Source organism: Microvirga puerhi, from assembly GCF_020089865.1.
GTDB classification, from domain to species: Bacteria; Pseudomonadota; Alphaproteobacteria; order Rhizobiales; family Beijerinckiaceae; genus Microvirga; species Microvirga puerhi.
In genome coordinates this window covers 1-15,456 of the sequence record NZ_JAIRBM010000031.1, presented here as the reverse complement: position 1 = coordinate 15,456, position 15,456 = coordinate 1, and the positions used below count along the sequence as shown (strand labels likewise).

The window sequence follows — 15,456 nt, the reverse complement described above, 5'->3', positions numbered from 1 at the left end:
TCCAGAACGCCTGATAGTGGATATCTCTGATGGAAATCCTGAGCCAGATGCTCGCGCGTAACGCGCGCCTCCTCGCGGATCGCGCCTTCATCGTGACGGACCAGGAACGCTTAACTTATTCCGAGTTCTCCATGCGCACGGCGCGGCTTGCGAACGTCCTAGCCTCCCAAGGGATCAAACAAGGCGACCGGGTTGGGCTCTATCTCCCGAGCACGCCTCTCATGGCAATCGGCTTCTGGGCCTGCCAGCGCCTTGGTGCGATCCCCGCGCCGGTCAGTGCCATGTTTCGCCACAGCGAATTGAGGAAAATCGTCAACCAAGCAGGAATGGCAGCCCTTGTCGCCGACGCGACGACCTGGCCCTATTTTTCCGAAATTAAGGACGAGTTTCCTTCTCTACGCACCTTCGTCGCCTCGGGAGATGGATCTGAGAATGATCTCGAAGTCTTGATCGCTTCAGCGCCGGAGACATTCGCTGACGCGACTTGCGCAATGGACGATGTCGCAGCTCTCTTCTTCACCTCGGGAACCACTGGAACTCCCAAGGGAACAGCGCAGACCCATTTCAACCAGTGCTCGACCCTTCGGGACATGATGGTATCCCACCGAACCCGCTTCGGGACAGAGACCTATCTGTGTGCGGTGCCGCTTTTCACGAATTTCGGCCTCACCGTAACTCTCAACCTCTGCCTCTATACCGGCGGCACCATTGTCCTTCATGAACGCTGGGACACAGAGAGAGTCCTCACCGACATCGCGCAATACCGAGCCACTTATTTCGGCGGTACGCCCACGATGTATGTCTACATCGTCAATGCCTTCGATCCTGCCCGTCACGACATTTCGTCGCTGCGGGTTTGCACCACCGGCGGCTCACCCGTGCCGCAACCGGTGATCCGCCGGTTCGAAGAACTGAGCGGCGCGCGGGTCACTCAGGTTTATGGATCGACAGAAAGTTCAGGCCAAAGCGTCATGGAACCGACGATCGGCGTCCGAAAGCCGGGATCGGCCGGGCTTCCCGTGGGGAGTTCGCGCATTTCTATCGTCAACGACGAAGGCCGGAGCCTTCCGCAGGGCGAAATCGGCGAGGTCATTATCGAAGGCGACTGCATCGCCAAAGGCTATTGGCAGGACGAAAAGGCAACCCAGGAGGCTTTCTCCGGAGGCGGCTGGAAATCGGGCGATCTCGGTTACCTGGACGAAGACGGATATCTCTTCATTGTCGACCGCAAGAAGGATGTGATCATCACCGGCGGTCATAACATCTATCCGCTGGAAATAGAGACTCTGCTCTATCAACATCCGGCCGTCGCGATGTGCGCCGTGGTTGGAATCCGAGACGACAGCAAGGGTGAAATCCCTGTGGCCGTCGTCGTCAGATCATTCGACCAGACGGCTGATGAGGCAGATATCGCGCTCTATTGCCGGGAACATCTCGCAGCCTATAAGGTGCCGCGTGCCATTCACTTCATCGACGATATGCCCATCGAAGCGGCGAAGATCCGCAAGCGCGAACTCGTGGCAGCACTTCATGAGAACCGGCTGGATGCTTATCGCCGGCGGTGACGGCTCATACTGGGGCTGCATCTCCTGCAGCGCCAAAGGCGCTCCACCCCCCATCAACCGGCACTACGGTTCCCGTGACGTACGAAGCCCAGTCAGAGAGAAGGAAAGCTACCGTCGTGGCCATTTCCTCCGTCCGAGCGAAGCGCCCAAGCGGGGTCCTCCTCTCCAGGACAGCCTGATCGAAAGCCTTGCGCTCAAGGAGTGCCTGTACCATGGGGGTGAGCATGTACGCGGGAGCAATGCAGTTGACGCGGATTCCCGTAGACCCCCATTCGCAGGCCAGTGTGCGGGTGAGATGGATGATTCCCGCCTTCGCGGCAGCATAGGCTGAACGCCTGGGAAAACCGCCGAGGCCAACAATCGACGACACATTGACGATCGATCCACCTGTCCTCGCTTCAAGCATCACCTGTGCCGCTGCCCGGCACATAAGGTAGGTTCCCCTCAGGTTGACGTCGACGATGCGTTGCCATCGTTCCGGACTCTGCGCATGAACTGGAACGAGATCGTCGCCAATTCCGGCCGCGTTGAAGGCTAGGTCAAGGCCGCCGAGAGCCTTGACGGCCTCTGCCACCATCCGCTCGCTGTCCCGATGATCCGACACATCGCCAACAGCGACAGCCTTCGCACCGATTCGAGCCATTGCGCCCGCGGCCTTCCCTGGTCAACATCGGCAATGACGACGTCCGCGCCCAATTCATGGAGGAGCTTCGCCGCTGCCTCACCGATCCCGCCGGCTCCGCCTGTGATGAGAGCCTTTCGCCCATCGAGCCTCAGTTGAGGCATCATCTCGCCTCCGGAGAATCAGGGTCCGCGCCCGCGTCATCGGGGCGGAAGTGGAACTCGGGTCGCCATTCCTCCGGGACCATGTGATGAAGCCCGAGATAGGCTTGCGCGACGAGATCATGATCATAGAGTGTGCCGGCTTGCATCGTTCCGTGGATGGCGATGGTACAGACATGAATTCCGGCGGGCCTCAGTTCCTTGTCGAGGGACAGACCGAGGCTGCGTAGCGCCGCCTTGCCCAGCGAGGTCGGTCCCCATTCAAGCCAGGGGCCAAATGCTAGGACACCGCCCGTGAGAAGAATTGTACCTGCGCCGCGCTCGATCATGGCCGGGGCGACGGACTGGACCGCATGGAGGGCTCCCACAACATTGGTGTTGAGTGTTTTCAGGACATACTCACGCGTCGCCGGCTCCCCAAGGGACGCCCAACCGGGCGCTGTCCCGTACTTCACCTCCCCCATCCCGGAGCACGTGACAAAACGAGAGGGCTCGATGACGGCCGCATTGTAGATCAACACGTCGGGCGGTCCGTTCTTTTGCGCGACCTCCCCATGGATGCGATCCATCACCTCGGGCTCTCCCGCGTCGCCTGCATAACCGGTGACGTCCAACCCCTCCGCGCGAAGATCAGCCTGATGCCTTGCGATCTCCTCCGCGCGCCGGCCAACAAAGGAAACTTTGTGGCCATCGAGAGCAAAGGTTCGCACAAGAGATCGGCCCAGCCCCGGCCCCATTCCGATGAGAAGCGCCGAGGTCATCGCACACCTCCAGCATCTGCTTCAGCAGTCTGGGAAAGCGGCGACCTGTCCATCGGCTTGATTTCGTCCAAGGCCGAATGCCTGCGCTCCTCGCGGTTTGACAGGAACTCCTCCAAGGTTCCGATCACGCCCTTGCGCAGGAAAAGGACGCACAGGACGAAGATCGCTCCCTGCATGGCGACAACCCAGGCTCCGAAGGAGGCGAACTCGCGCTGCAGGACGGCAACGATCGTCGCACCGACCACTGGACCCAGCATCGTCCCGACGCCTCCAATGAGCGTCATTAGGAGCACATCGGCCGAGGTCATAAAAAAGACGTCAGCGAGGGACGCAAGTTGGAATATGATGGCTTTCATTGATCCCGCTACACCGGACAGCATCGCCGAAAGAATGAACGCAATAAGTTTGAATCGATCAGCGTGATACCCGAGTGAAATCGCACGCGGCTCGTTTTCCCGGATCGATTTCAAAGTTCGTCCGAAGGGCGAGCGGACGATCCGGTTGACGAAGGCGAATCCGGCCAGGAAAACCGCAAGGGTCACGTAATACATATTGAGCGAATTGTTCAGATCGATAAACCCGAACAGCCTCCCACGTGGAACGGATTGAATGCCGTCCTCGCCATGCGTCCAGCCAGACTGCACGGCATAGAAATACACAATCTGCGCGAGCGCCAGGGTGATCATCGCAAAATAGAGACCCTGCCGCCGAATGGCGAGCCATCCGAAGAGAGCACCGATCATGGTCGAAACACAGATGCCCAGGAAAATGCTGATCTCCGGCGGCAGGCCCCAGGCTGTAGCCGCATGAGCCGTGACATAGGCGGCACTTCCGTAGAAAGCCGCATGACCGAAGGCTAGGAGTCCCACGTACCCGAAGATAAGATTGTACGCGCAGGCGAACAGAGCCAGGCAGAGAATCTTCATCCCGAAGATCGGATAGACGACGAATGGAAGCGCGGCGCCGATCACGGCGAGAATCAATAGCCACAGGCGACTATTCTCGAGAATACTGCCGACACGGCCCGATGACAGATCCGCGACCGTGTGGCTGCTTGTCTCGCGTCCGAACAGGCCCGCTGGCCTGAAAACGAGGACAATGGTCATGATGATGAAGATCACAGTCGTCGAGGCTTCCGGATAGAAGACCTTGGTGAGTCCTTCAATCAGGCCTAGCATCAAGCCACTCACGATCGCCCCGAAGATAGATCCCATGCCACCGATCACCACGACTGCGAAGATAGTGACGATAATGCTCTGCCCCATTTGCGGGCTGACCTGATAGATCGGCGCTGCCATAACACCTGCGAGACCAGCAAGCCCCACGCCGAAGGCGTAAGTGAGCATCAGCATTCGGGGGACGTTGATCCCGAAAGCCCGGACGAGGTCGGGATTCTCGGTCGCCGCACGAAGGTATGACCCTAACTTGGTGCGCTCAATGACGAACCATGCTCCGAAGCAGATGACCAGGGCGGCGCCGATGACCCAGGCGCGATAGATCGGCAGAAACATGAAGCCGAGGTTGATACCGCCCTTAAGAGCATCCGGGACGCCATAGGTCTGTCCCGCCGCGCCATAAGCAACATTGAACAAGCCTTCAATCACCATGGCGAGGCCGACGGTGAGCAGGAGCCCATAGGCATGTTCGAGATCATAGACGCGCCGAATGAACAGGCGCTCCATGAGCGCACCGATCATGCCGACCACAACGGGCACGATAAAGAATGCCCACCAATATCCGAGTGAGGGCAGGCCAAGTCCTGGAAGCAGCTCCGGTAGACGCAATAGATACCAAGCCCCGAATGCACCCAGCATGTATTGCGCGCCGTGAACGAAGTTTCCGATGCGCAACATGCCGAAAATGATCGCCACTCCAAGGCTCATCATCGCGTAGAACGAGCCGTTGATGAGGCCGACGAGAAGCTGGCCGAAGAGCAGGGCCGGCGGAACGCCAAGCAAATCGGTCATGACGCTATACTCCGAGATAGACTTCAATCTTGTGGGTTGCAGCGTCGAGTTCGTCACGCCGGAAAGTTTCGACGACCCGGCCATGCTCGACGACGCAGTATCGATCTGCGAGCTTTGCCGCGAAGCGGAAGTTCTGCTCCACCATGAGAAGCGTGTAGCCCTGTTCCTTAAGCCGCTGGATCACTGCGGCAATCTGTTGCACGATCACGGGTGCCAAGCCTTCGGTCGGCTCGTCTAGCAGCAGGAATTTCGCTCCCGTGCGCAAGATTCGGGCAATTGCCAGCATCTGCTGTTCGCCGCCCGACAGCTTTGTTCCCTGGCTGGACCAGCGCCGCTTCAGGTTGGGAAAGAGCGCAAAGATTTCGTCAATTGGCATTCCGCCCGTCGCAATCACGGGGGGAAGCTCGAGATTCTCGCCGACGCTCAAACTCGCGAAGATTCCACGCTCTTCCGGACAATAGGCGATGCCTCTCCGAGCGATGAATTCAGCGGGTCTGTGTGACAGTTCTTCGTCGGCGAAGCGAATCGCTCCACTCTTTCGGCGAACAAGGCCCATGATGCTGCGGAGCGCGGTGGTCTTGCCTGCGCCGTTGCGCCCCAACAACGTCACGAGTTCACCCGGCTTCACATGGAAATTCATTCCATGCAGGGCCTTGCTCTCGCCATACCAGGCATGGAGATCTGCCACGGTCAAAATGGCGCCGTTGTTCTCGAGCTTACTCATCGACGCTTCCGATATAAGCTTCCACCACTCGCGGATCCTGCGATACGACCGAATAAGGTCCCTCTGAGAGAACCTGTCCTGCAGCGAGAACAGTGATGTTGTCCGACAGCGCCGCAACGACCGAAAGGTTGTGCTCAACCATGAGGATTGTGCGCTGTGCCGCGACCTTGCGGATGAGCTCCGAGATCCGCTCGACATCCTCGTGTCCGAGGCCAGACATTGGCTCGTCGAGGAGCATCATCTCGGGGTCGAGCGCGAGCGTCGTCGCAATCTCGAGAGCGCGCTTGCGGCCATAGGAGAGCCCGGCGGCTGGCCGGTTCCGATAGCCGAGAAGCCCGACGGCGTCGAGAAGCTGATCGACCCGCTCCGTAAGATTGCCCAAGCTGCGCTCCGATTGCCAAAAGTGGTACGAGCATCCGAGCGGCCGCTGAAGGGCGATTTCAACGTTCTCACCCACTGTCATCCGCGGAAACACGGCAGAAATCTGAAATGATCGGATGATTCCCTTGAGCGCGACGTCAGCCGGACGGAGAGCCGTGATGTCCTCTCCGTTGAACCGGATGCATCCGGCCGTTGGAGACAAGAACTTGGTAATCAGGTTGAAGGTCGTGGTCTTTCCTGCTCCATTCGGCCCGATCAGAGCGTGAATTGAATGGCGCCGAACCTTCAAATTGACGTTACGGACAGCCGAGAAACCGGAAAAGGTTTTCGTTAGCCCCTCCGCCTCAATGATGTAATCATCCTGTAGCGCGTTCTTATGCAAAACGCTCTCTCCATGTTATCCAACTCATCGAGGCCTAGCGAAGGTCTGGGTCAGGTTGCGAGGAGAATCCCGCGAGCACGTGAGGAGATTTTCCGCAACTCAATGACCTTCTGATAATCGTCGGAATAGTAGAACTCGCGGGCCACCGCAGCACTCGGGAACTCGACGACGGACAGCGAAGCTGGCAGCCAATCCCCTTCAAGCGGCTCGATGTTTTCGCTCGACAAGACGAAGCGACCGCCTCCGGCCGCGAGGATTGGTCCCGCCACATCTCGGTAATGCGCATAGGCGGCCGGGTCGGTAATGTCGATTTCGAAAATCAGATAGCCTGGCAAGGCACGCTCCTCGGTGCTGCAAAACGGGCCGCCCGCGCATCCGGCCGGCCCGTTTCAAAAGATCACTTCTTGACGAGCTTGCATTTGCTCTGGTCGAGCGAACGGAACGCCTGCTCCGCCGGTACAGTCGCCAGCACCTTGAACACGTCTTGCCTGTCGCCCTCACCAGGCTTGTTCACTTCCAGAAGGTACATGTCGTGGATCAGGCGTCCGTTCGGCCAAAGCGTCGCATTGTGTGCGAAGAAGTCATTGATCTTGGTTTCACGCAGCTTCGCCAGAACCTTGTCGGCATCATCCGTGCCAACGGCTTTGACAGCATTCAGATAGTTCGTCGTAGCGGAATAGGCGCCGGCAGCGACCCAACCTGGCGCATTGCCAGTCTTTTTCATCATCTCCGCCTTGAAGCGCTTGGACGCGTCGTCCGTATTCCAGTACCAAGGCGAGGCGAATTGGATACCTTTCAAGGCATCGAGGCCGATCGATCGCGCATCCGACTGGTGGAGCACGGTCAGCGCGACCCGCTGCCCTTGATCAATGAGGCCGAATTCCTGGATCTGCTTGAGGGCGTTCACCAGTTCCGGTCCATTCAAGGTGAGGGCAACGACTTTGGCGCCGGAGGATTGGGCCTGCAGAATGAAGGAGGAGAAATCGGTCGTGCCAAGAGGAGCGCGAATGGCCTTGAGAACTTTGCCCCCCTCTTCCTCGACGGCCGTCTTCACAGTACTCTCAAGAACCTTTCCGGCCTCATAATCGGGCGAGATGATGAACCAGCTTTCACCACCCCGATCAAGCTGCGCCCGCACGGAGGAGCGCGCAACGGAATAGGCGTCATAGGCCCATGAAACACCATACCCATTGCAATCTTCCTCGGTCGGCCGATCCGTAATCGGCGAGATGAAGAGACCAACTTTCTTGTTCTGTCCGAGCAAGTTGTTGACGCTGAGGGCGATGGCCGAATTCGCGATATCGACGATGGCGTCCACATTATCTCGTTCAAGCCATTCCCGTGCGATGGAGAGTGCTACTTCTGGTTTGTTCTGATGGTCCGCCGATACGAATTCGATCGGCTTCCCAAGGACGGAGCCCCCAAAGTCCTGTATAGCGAGTTTGACGGCATCGACGACTTCCGTGCCGCCCAGCGCGGAGAAGGAAGTGCTTTGGTCGTTCAGAACGGCGATCTTCACGCTTGGCGCCTGCTGTGCGGACGCGGTGAGCGCCGTGGACAGCATCAGCGATGTCGCCAACAACAGTCTTTTCATTATCTTCCTCCCGGGAGGCCTCTCCCTGCTTTGAGACAGGATAAGGGCCATCGCGTCAGGCTCGCAGGTCAGGCTGGGCTGCGGCATCGTCCAAAAAGACTAAAGCCTTCGTGCTTCTATCGCGCAGCCGCAGATCGAGTGGCAATTCGCGGACAGCCTGTCGGAGAGTGCCTACAAGCTCGAAGAAATCGTCGATTAGGCGGGCTCGTATAGACCGTCCATCGTCGCATGACCCTCTGTCGTCACGAGGCCACGGTCGATTAAACTTTCGAGATGAGCGAACACCGTCAGACCTGCGGCACCGTGCAGAGCCGGATCGACTCGACGGTAGAGGGCCCGCACGATATCGGGAATGGTCCGGTCCCCGCCTCTGACGCGCGTCAGAATCATTGCTTCGCGCATCTGGCGATAGGTGCGAAGCGTGCGGACACGGTCGAGTGGCTGCATGATCCGCCCGCCATGGCCGGGGAGATAGATCGTATCATCCCGGTCAAGCAGCTTACCGAGAGATGCGATGTAGTCCGTCATCGAACCGTCCGGTGGCGCGACAATGGTCGTAGACCATCCCATCACATGATCGCCGGAAAACAGGATATCCTTTCCCACTAGGCTGAAGGCTAAGTGGTTGGAGGCATGGCCCGGTGTGTGGATCGCCCCGATGGACCATCCGTCGCCGGCAACGACGTCCCCGTCACGAAGGGCGAGGTCTGGCGCAAACGCGAAATTGCTGCCCGCATCGAGCAGCTTGCCGGCTCGCCCACGGGCCGGCTGGAGCTGAGGCTGAGAGCCGTGCGCCGCAATTTTCGCGCCGGTGGCCGCCTTCAGGGCCGCTGCGAGCTCCGAATGATCGCGATGTGTATGGGTCACAAAGATATGGCTGACCGGTCTCCTACCGATGATCAAAAGGAGAAGCTGGAGATGCTCGGCATCGTCGGGACCGGGATCGATGATAGCAAGAGTCTCGGTGCCGACGATATAGGTATTCGTTCCCCAGAAAGTGAAAGGGCCCGGGTTGTGAGCTGTCACCCTGAGGATGTCAGGATCAATGGGAACCGCTTCGCCATAAATTGGATGGGTTTCATCTTCCCGGTCAGAGTTCGGCTGTGTCATGTCATCCCCTCGCGGTCAGGTTCAGCGCGAGCCAGGTCCTCCGACAGCATGAAGAATGCTCTACATCCGATGGCGGAGTCAGGAGCGTCAGACGTGTAAAAAGAGGTTACCACGCCTCTGGCCGAGCTCGGACTATGACCGGGTGGCGACGCTCAAGCGGACGGGCCGCGTTATGCCGCCGATTCGCCGGCGGTCCGGCTCGGGCTCGGATAGTGGCTCACACGCGATGAGAAGAGTGCGGGAGCGGTCCGCAAGCCTCTGATATTCCCCCTGCCCGTCATTGCGCCAGCGGATGGCGTCCTCAGCCATCGACTTCACAACTGCTGCCGGATTACCGGCGATGAGGCTACGCTGTGGCGCGCGCATATCGGATTTCACGAGGCTCAAGGCTGCGACGAGGGACTCGTCGCCGATCTCGGCATTGTCCAGAACGACGGAGTTCATGCCGATGAGGGCGTTCTCGCCCACGACGCAGCCGTGTAGGATCGCTCCATGGCCGATGGTGGCGCCTCGGCGGACGATGCAGTCGGAACTGGCCGAGGTATGAAGGGTGCAGCTGTCCTGAACGCTCGAATCGCCCTCGATGACGATCCGTCCGAAATCACCGCGCAGGGATGCGTTTGGGCCAATGTAGCAGCGCGGCCCGATGATCACGTCGCCAATGAGGACTGCGGTGGGATGGAGATAGGTCGTCGGATGAACGACGGGAATGATCCCCTCAAAGGCATAGACGGGCATGATCGGCCTTTCGACGATAGAGATATCGACCTGGGCTGCGCTTCCGGCGCCATGCGTCCTGCCAAATCGAATGACGAGGCTCAGGCACAGTCAGCTTCTCTCGCGAAAGTGGTCTCAGGTCCGAGCGGTGCGTTGAAGATGCGCTCCGCCACGCGTTCCCGATGGAATGACGGACTGCCCCAGGACTGGGTTAGCGCAATGATGCGCTTCAGGTAGAGATGAACGTCCACCTCCCAGGAATAGCCCATGGCACCGTGAACCTGGATCGCGGTCTGAGCAGCAAGATCCGCCGCCTCGGATGCGGCGAGCTTGGCCTGGGAGACGCGGGCGCGAGAATGAAGATCGTCGCGCGGGAGGTCGACCGCCGCGGCATAAAGGACAGGTCGCGCGAATTCGATCTTCACTTGCACGGTGGCGAGGTGATGCTTGATAGCTTGATAGGATCCAATCGGGCGGCCGAATTGTTGCCGCTCTTTGGCGTATCCGACGGCCAGATCCACGCAGCCCTGCGCCATACCAAGGAGCTGAGCAGCCGTGAAAAGTGCTCCTCGGTCCAATGTCTGTCGAAGAGGGTCCGCCGCCTCCTCGGGAGTCGCAATCCGCGTCGCGCTGCCGGGAGCGAGTGCGATGGTATGGAGGCGCCGGAACGGGTCAGCGCTCGGCTGCATCGTCAGCATCTCGGGGGAAAGCGCCGCCAAATGAAGACCATCGCTCCGAACAACGAGGGCGACCGACGCTCTGTCCGCGTTGGCAAAGTAAGGGTTGATTGGAAGAGAGACTGCGACGGCGATTTCTCCCGCGAGAGCCCGCTCCAGATGAGGAGAGACTCCCGTCCGATCAGCAAAAGCAGCTAAGAGCGGCAGAGCGATGCCGATATTGTCTACGAGCGGTTCGGGAAGGCAGCGGTATCCGCAGGCTTCGGCAACTTGCACGAAATCGACGGGCGCAAGTCCGAGCCCGCCCCTCTCTTCCGGAACGAGAACGCCAGCGAGACCGAGTTCGCCGAGCTTTTTCCAGCGAGTCTCGTCCTGTGTGCTGCCCGTGGTCATAAGCCTGCGCAGATCCTGCGAAGTGCAGACCTCCGCCAGAAGTGCGCGGACCACGTCTGCGGTCATGACCTGTTCGTCGGAGAAACGGAAGTCCATTTGACCGCTCACGCCCGTGGGAGGCCGAGCAACCGCTCGGCGATGATGTTGCGCTGAATCTCGTTGGAACCTGCATAGATGGGGCCCGCGAGAGAGAAGAAGTACCCGTCGAGCCACCGTCCGGCTTCTTCAGCCTCGGAAGCTTGTCTGGACAATTCCGCTCTCACGCCGAGAAGTGAAAGGGCGGCCTTGTGCATTGAGATGTCCATCTCCGACCAGAAGATCTTATTCGTGCTCGCCTCTGCGCCGATTTTGCCGCCCACATTGAGACGGGACGCCGTGTGATAGATCGAAAGTGCATATGCCTCCGTGTCCATCCATGCTTTCAGAACCGCAGCCCGCATGGCTGGGTCGGCGTCCGCCTCGCACCTCTTGAACAGCTCGACGAGGCGCCGGGCCGTCACTTGGAACCGCGCAGGACTGCGCAGCATGAGGCCGCGCTCGAAGCCAGCCGTCGCCATGCAGATGCTCCAGCCCTCACCCTCCGCCCCTAGGCGGTTGAAAACTGGTACCCGCACATCTTCCAGGAAGATTTCTGCGAAGCCCGTCTCGCCATCGATCTGAGGAATGGCCTGAACCCGAACGCCTGGCGCATCGAGCGGAAAGAAGATCAAGGAGAGGCCCTTGTGGCGTTCGGACCCTGGGTCTGTGCGGAAGAGGCCGAAAGCCCAATCGGCGAAAACGGCCCGCGACGACCAGATCTTGTGACCACGCAGAACATACTCCTCGCCCTCGCGGGTGGCACTGGCCCGCACGGCAGCAAGATCGCTTCCCGCCTGCGGTTCGGACCAGGCCTGAGCCCAGATCTCGTCACCCGATGCCATCTTCGGGAGGAAGCGGCTCTTCTGCTCGTGGGTTCCGTACTCCATCAGCGTGGGGCCGAGCAGGAAGATGCCGTTCTGATTGACGCGCAGCGGCGCGCCCGCACGATAGTACTCCTCCTCGAAGATAAGCCATTGAATGAGGTCGAGGCCACGACCGCCATAGCGCTCCGGCCACGTCACCATGCCCCAGCGCCCTTCGTTGAGAACGCGCTCCCACTCACGGTGCGCCTCGAAACCCTCGCGGCTTGCATCGAAAGATGGCAAGGGCTGGCGCGGCACATGCGTCTCAAGCCAGGATCTCACCTCCTGTCGGAAGGCATTCTGCTCTTCGGTATAGATCAGGTTCATGGATGTCCTTGTCAGCCGACGGCGCGTGAGCTCCTTCTGTCAGGCGGCTCCTGCCTGCTTTTTGTTGGCCGCAGCCATGCTCTTGGCATCATGGCCGCCGAGCATGTTGCCGGTCGTCAGATCGTTTTGCGCATGCGCGAAATGGTGCATGTGGTAATGAGCATCCATGGCCGTCCGCTTGCCGCGCAGATCCTCCACGTGATTGACGGCCTGCTTGGTCAACCAAAGGCCGAGGCGCGGCTGCTCCGCGAGGCGCTGCGCCATGACCCGTCCCGCAGCTTCCAGTTCGGTACGAGGCACGACCTTGTTGACCATTCCGAACTGTTCCGCGCGCGAGGCAGCGAGTCGTTCACCCAACAGAATGAATTCTTTGGCCACGCGAGGAGGAAGCTCAAAGGCGTGAGCAAAGTATTCGACACCCGGGATCCCCATGCGCAGGACAGGATCCTGGAAGAACGCATCCTCGCTCGCGATGATGAGATCGCAAACCCATGCCAGCATCAATCCGCCCGCGATGCAGGCCCCCTGAACAAGGGCGATGGTCGGTTTGGGGAGATCGCGCCAGCGTCGGCACATGCCCAGATATACCTCGTGCTCCCGCGTATAGAGCATCTCGGCTGCAGGCTTGTTGGTGTGGTCGGAGAAAAGAAGGCGGCGCTCAAACGTCCTGTTCACGTCCCGGCCTGGCGTGCCGATATCGTGCCCCGCCGAGAAATGTTTGCCCTCTCCCCGCAGAACGATAACCTTGACGGCATCGTCGTCGACGGCGCGGCGAAACGCGTCGTCCAGCGCATAGGTCATCTGGGAGTTTTGGGCATTGTTGAACTGCGGCCTGTTCATGGTGATCCAGGCGATGGGACCTTCCTGCTCGTAGCGGACCGGCTCGGCCGTCTCATAGGTAATGTCCGCTCTGCGCGGTTCGACAAGATCGCTCATGGCTGCCCTTCCCCAGTGCTCGTGCCGGGCGATGCAAGCTAAGCCCGCATGCCGGATCTGCAATCGTCCGAAGGGACTAACGGCCGCGAGGCGCAGATCGCCGCCATTTCGGTAGTGGTGAGCCTCTGCAACTGCCTCTTTCAGAACGTATGTGAACAGCCCGCCCTATGGGTTTGAAGATGACTACCTCGTCCCGCTCCTTAGGAGCATGATTACACTGCCCCGAGGTTCAGGTGGCTGACTACGTTCGTAATCTTGCGCAGATGTATAGCGTGATCTGCCGACGGCCGACGAGACTGGGAATCTGCTCGTCGCTTTATCGCGCGAAGATTGTCACCCACGCTGAAAGCGACGATCTTCTCATCCGGTACGGACTTTTCCTCCTTCGGCATCTATCCACATCAGCTCACCACGATACACCATCGCGTTCACGTGGGCATGGGCTTCGCTGAAGGCGAAGATCAGCTGATGTGGATCAAGCGGACGCGCGAAGAGAACGGGCACCAAGTCGGCGATGGAGTATGGCCTGATACGACAGGCGTTTGCGATACGAGTGCAGCGCTCCTCATGATGTTCTGCGAGTTCGCGGCAGCGCGCATGCAAGCCACGGAAAGGAAGCTCGTGGCCCGGCAAAACCAAAGCGTCAGGAGGAACCCAGTTCATAATGACATTCAGTGAGCTAAGATAAAGGCCGAGCGGATTGCCATCGGGATCGACCTCCGAGACACCGATATTGGGCGTGATCCGGGCGAGAACCTGATCCGCCGGGAAAAAGATGTTATCAGCGGGGCAATACAACATGAGCTGATCGGGCGCATGGCCGTCGCCAAAGCGTACCTCGAAGTCACGACCACCGATTGTCAAGACCTCTCCTGCGACGACCCGGGAGAATGTTGGCGGCAGGGGTGTCACCATCTGAGGATACGTGCGACCTCGGGTTACAACGAAATCCGCAGTCTCGGGCGCCATGCCGTGGCTGAGATAGAAGTCGCGATAGGGCTTGGACGCCCTTGCTTCGGGGCTGAGCGACATATTGAGACAGCCGAAATAGCTGCTGAGGCTCGTCAGCACAGGCAAGTCGAAGCGCTGGCTCAACCAGCCTGCGAGGCCTATGTGGTCGGGATGGAAATGAGTAACGATGAGGCGCGTCAACCGCTGGCCAGCCAAAGGGCCGGCCAGGAGGGTCTGCCAAACCGATCGCGTCGGATCGTCCGCAATGCCGGTGTCGAGGATGGCCCATCCATCCCCATCCTCAATCAGGTAGACGTTGACGTGGTCGAGGCGGAACGGCAGTGGAATGCGGGTCCATAGGATTCCCGGCGCAACCTGCCGCACTTGGCCAGTTGCAGGGGGCTCTGCGAACGGAAAGGTCAGGCCGGATCCTGCCCGGAGCGACGGAGATGTTTTCACGTCCAATGCTCCCAATCTTGACTAGCGCGGATCTTTCGTTCTGCACGAGGAGCAAACATGGCCCAAGTCACGAAACCAAGGTGCAGGATCTTTGCTTGGCGGCAGGGTTCTTACCTCGACGCGCTCTTGCCATCTGAGATGGGCCTCTCCCCCTTCTCACTGCGTTGATGTGCTTGAGAGAGCGTCACCTAGTTCTGGAAGCACTTGGAAGAGGTCACCGACGATACCATAATCGGCGACCTGGAAGATCGGTGCCTCCTCGTCCTTGTTGATCGCCACGATCACCTTGGAATCCTTCATACCCGCCAGGTGCTGAATGGCCCCTGAAATCCCCACCGCAATGTAAAGATCCGGCGCCACCACCTTGCCGGTCTGGCCGACCTGCCAGTCGTTCGGCGCATAGCCCGCATCCACCGCCGCCCGCGAAGCCCCCATCGCCGCCCCGAGCTGATCGGCCAGCGGCGCGATATACTTGGCGAAGTTCTCCGCCGAGCCCAGCGAGCGCCCGCCCGAGATGATGATCTTCGCCGAGGTCAGCTCCGGCCGGTCGGTCTGGGCGATCTCCGCGCCCTTGAACCGCGACAGGCCGGGATCGTCGGCCGGGCCGACCGCCTCGATGGGGGCAGAGCCACCCTCAGCCGCCGCAGGAAAGGCCGCGGTCCGCACCGTGAGCACCGTCTTGGCATCGGTGGCCTGCACCGTCTGGATCGCGTTGCCGGCATAGATCGGCCGCTCGAAGGTATCGGGCGAGACCACCTTGGTGATGTCCGAGACCTGCATCACGTCGA

General features: G+C 59.8%; 16 protein-coding genes. 1 reads left to right on the top strand and 15 read right to left on the bottom strand.

The genetic code is table 11. From position 1 onward, the window contains the following. The first annotated feature begins 29 nt into the window (after positions 1 to 29). Positions 30 to 1,565 (top strand): class I adenylate-forming enzyme family protein, encoded by a 1,536-nt coding sequence (locus tag K9B37_RS23830; protein ID WP_224316221.1) that lies wholly within the window; start codon positions 30 to 32, stop codon positions 1,563 to 1,565. 4 nt (positions 1,566 to 1,569) lie between these two features. On the opposite strand, the gene K9B37_RS23825 is transcribed toward K9B37_RS23830, so the two are convergent. The 15 genes from K9B37_RS23825 to K9B37_RS23760 all read right to left on the bottom strand — a co-directional run. Further along, complete coding sequence (locus K9B37_RS23825) at positions 1,570 to 2,208, bottom strand: SDR family NAD(P)-dependent oxidoreductase (RefSeq protein ID WP_255616765.1); 639 nt, start codon at positions 2,206 to 2,208, stop codon at positions 1,570 to 1,572. After that, a complete protein-coding gene (locus K9B37_RS25030) occupies positions 2,100 to 2,351 on the bottom strand; it encodes an SDR family NAD(P)-dependent oxidoreductase (RefSeq protein ID WP_369414420.1) in 252 nt (83 codons plus the stop codon). The genes K9B37_RS23825 and K9B37_RS25030 overlap by 109 nt, the downstream gene beginning before the upstream one ends. After that, positions 2,351 to 3,109, bottom strand: coding sequence for an SDR family NAD(P)-dependent oxidoreductase (locus tag K9B37_RS23820; protein WP_224316219.1), 759 nt, complete (start codon positions 3,107 to 3,109; stop codon positions 2,351 to 2,353). The genes K9B37_RS25030 and K9B37_RS23820 overlap by 1 nt, the downstream gene beginning before the upstream one ends. Continuing rightward, entirely contained in the window at positions 3,106 to 5,076 is a 1,971-nt protein-coding gene (locus tag K9B37_RS23815; protein WP_224316217.1) for an ABC transporter permease, read from the bottom strand. The genes K9B37_RS23820 and K9B37_RS23815 overlap by 4 nt, the downstream gene beginning before the upstream one ends. Before the next feature lie 4 nt (positions 5,077 to 5,080). Next, a complete protein-coding gene (locus K9B37_RS23810; protein WP_224316215.1) occupies positions 5,081 to 5,800 on the bottom strand; it encodes an ABC transporter ATP-binding protein in 720 nt (239 codons plus the stop codon). Further along, positions 5,793 to 6,563 carry an ABC transporter ATP-binding protein gene (locus K9B37_RS23805; RefSeq protein ID WP_224316214.1) on the bottom strand — a complete coding sequence of 257 codons (771 nt, stop codon included), beginning with the start codon at positions 6,561 to 6,563 and terminating at the stop codon, positions 5,793 to 5,795. Before K9B37_RS23805 ends, K9B37_RS23810 begins: the two co-directional genes overlap by 8 nt. Before the next feature lie 50 nt (positions 6,564 to 6,613). Continuing rightward, positions 6,614 to 6,898 carry a DUF1330 domain-containing protein gene (locus tag K9B37_RS23800; protein ID WP_224316212.1) on the bottom strand — a complete coding sequence of 95 codons (285 nt, stop codon included), beginning with the start codon at positions 6,896 to 6,898 and terminating at the stop codon, positions 6,614 to 6,616. A 62-nt stretch (positions 6,899 to 6,960) separates the two neighbouring features. Next, positions 6,961 to 8,157 carry an ABC transporter substrate-binding protein gene (locus tag K9B37_RS23795; RefSeq protein ID WP_224316210.1) on the bottom strand — a complete coding sequence of 399 codons (1,197 nt, stop codon included), beginning with the start codon at positions 8,155 to 8,157 and terminating at the stop codon, positions 6,961 to 6,963. A 195-nt stretch (positions 8,158 to 8,352) separates the two neighbouring features. Next, positions 8,353 to 9,267 (bottom strand): MBL fold metallo-hydrolase, encoded by a 915-nt coding sequence (locus K9B37_RS23790; protein ID WP_224316208.1) that lies wholly within the window; start codon positions 9,265 to 9,267, stop codon positions 8,353 to 8,355. A gap of 132 nt (positions 9,268 to 9,399) precedes the next feature. Continuing rightward, positions 9,400 to 10,005 carry a phenylacetic acid degradation protein PaaY gene (locus K9B37_RS23785; protein WP_224316206.1) on the bottom strand — a complete coding sequence of 202 codons (606 nt, stop codon included), beginning with the start codon at positions 10,003 to 10,005 and terminating at the stop codon, positions 9,400 to 9,402. An 80-nt stretch (positions 10,006 to 10,085) separates the two neighbouring features. Continuing rightward, positions 10,086 to 11,150 carry an acyl-CoA dehydrogenase family protein gene (locus K9B37_RS23780; protein ID WP_224316204.1) on the bottom strand — a complete coding sequence of 355 codons (1,065 nt, stop codon included), beginning with the start codon at positions 11,148 to 11,150 and terminating at the stop codon, positions 10,086 to 10,088. Between the two features lie 8 nt (positions 11,151 to 11,158). Continuing rightward, positions 11,159 to 12,322 (bottom strand): acyl-CoA dehydrogenase family protein, encoded by a 1,164-nt coding sequence (locus K9B37_RS23775; RefSeq protein ID WP_224316202.1) that lies wholly within the window; start codon positions 12,320 to 12,322, stop codon positions 11,159 to 11,161. Between the two features lie 39 nt (positions 12,323 to 12,361). After that, complete coding sequence (locus K9B37_RS23770; RefSeq protein ID WP_224316200.1) at positions 12,362 to 13,258, bottom strand: enoyl-CoA hydratase; 897 nt, start codon at positions 13,256 to 13,258, stop codon at positions 12,362 to 12,364. Positions 13,259 to 13,618: 360 nt separating this feature from the next. Continuing rightward, positions 13,619 to 14,668: an MBL fold metallo-hydrolase gene (locus K9B37_RS23765; protein WP_224316198.1), complete on the bottom strand. Its 1,050-nt coding sequence runs from the start codon at positions 14,666 to 14,668 to the stop codon at positions 13,619 to 13,621. Positions 14,669 to 14,824: 156 nt separating this feature from the next. Next, positions 14,825 to 15,456 (bottom strand): electron transfer flavoprotein subunit alpha/FixB family protein (locus K9B37_RS23760; RefSeq protein WP_224316196.1); only part of this gene is annotated, 632 nt, incomplete at its 5' end.

Coding starts and splice junctions, on each gene's coding strand:
- K9B37_RS23795 (WP_224316210.1), bottom strand. CDS start 8,157: ATGAAAAGACTGTTGTTGGCGACATCGCTGATGCTGTCCACGGCGCTC.
- K9B37_RS23830 (WP_224316221.1), top strand. CDS start 30: ATGGAAATCCTGAGCCAGATGCTCGCGCGTAACGCGCGCCTCCTCGCG.
- K9B37_RS23780 (WP_224316204.1), bottom strand. CDS start 11,150: ATGGACTTCCGTTTCTCCGACGAACAGGTCATGACCGCAGACGTGGTC.
- K9B37_RS23810 (WP_224316215.1), bottom strand. CDS start 5,800: ATGAGTAAGCTCGAGAACAACGGCGCCATTTTGACCGTGGCAGATCTC.
- K9B37_RS23790 (WP_224316208.1), bottom strand. CDS start 9,267: ATGACACAGCCGAACTCTGACCGGGAAGATGAAACCCATCCAATTTAT.
- K9B37_RS25030 (WP_369414420.1), bottom strand. CDS start 2,351: ATGCCTCAACTGAGGCTCGATGGGCGAAAGGCTCTCATCACAGGCGGA.
- K9B37_RS23820 (WP_224316219.1), bottom strand. CDS start 3,109: ATGACCTCGGCGCTTCTCATCGGAATGGGGCCGGGGCTGGGCCGATCT.
- K9B37_RS23825 (WP_255616765.1), bottom strand. CDS start 2,208: ATGGCTCGAATCGGTGCGAAGGCTGTCGCTGTTGGCGATGTGTCGGAT.
- K9B37_RS23785 (WP_224316206.1), bottom strand. CDS start 10,005: ATGCCCGTCTATGCCTTTGAGGGGATCATTCCCGTCGTTCATCCGACG.
- K9B37_RS23770 (WP_224316200.1), bottom strand. CDS start 13,258: ATGAGCGATCTTGTCGAACCGCGCAGAGCGGACATTACCTATGAGACG.
- K9B37_RS23775 (WP_224316202.1), bottom strand. CDS start 12,322: ATGAACCTGATCTATACCGAAGAGCAGAATGCCTTCCGACAGGAGGTG.
- K9B37_RS23815 (WP_224316217.1), bottom strand. CDS start 5,076: ATGACCGATTTGCTTGGCGTTCCGCCGGCCCTGCTCTTCGGCCAGCTT.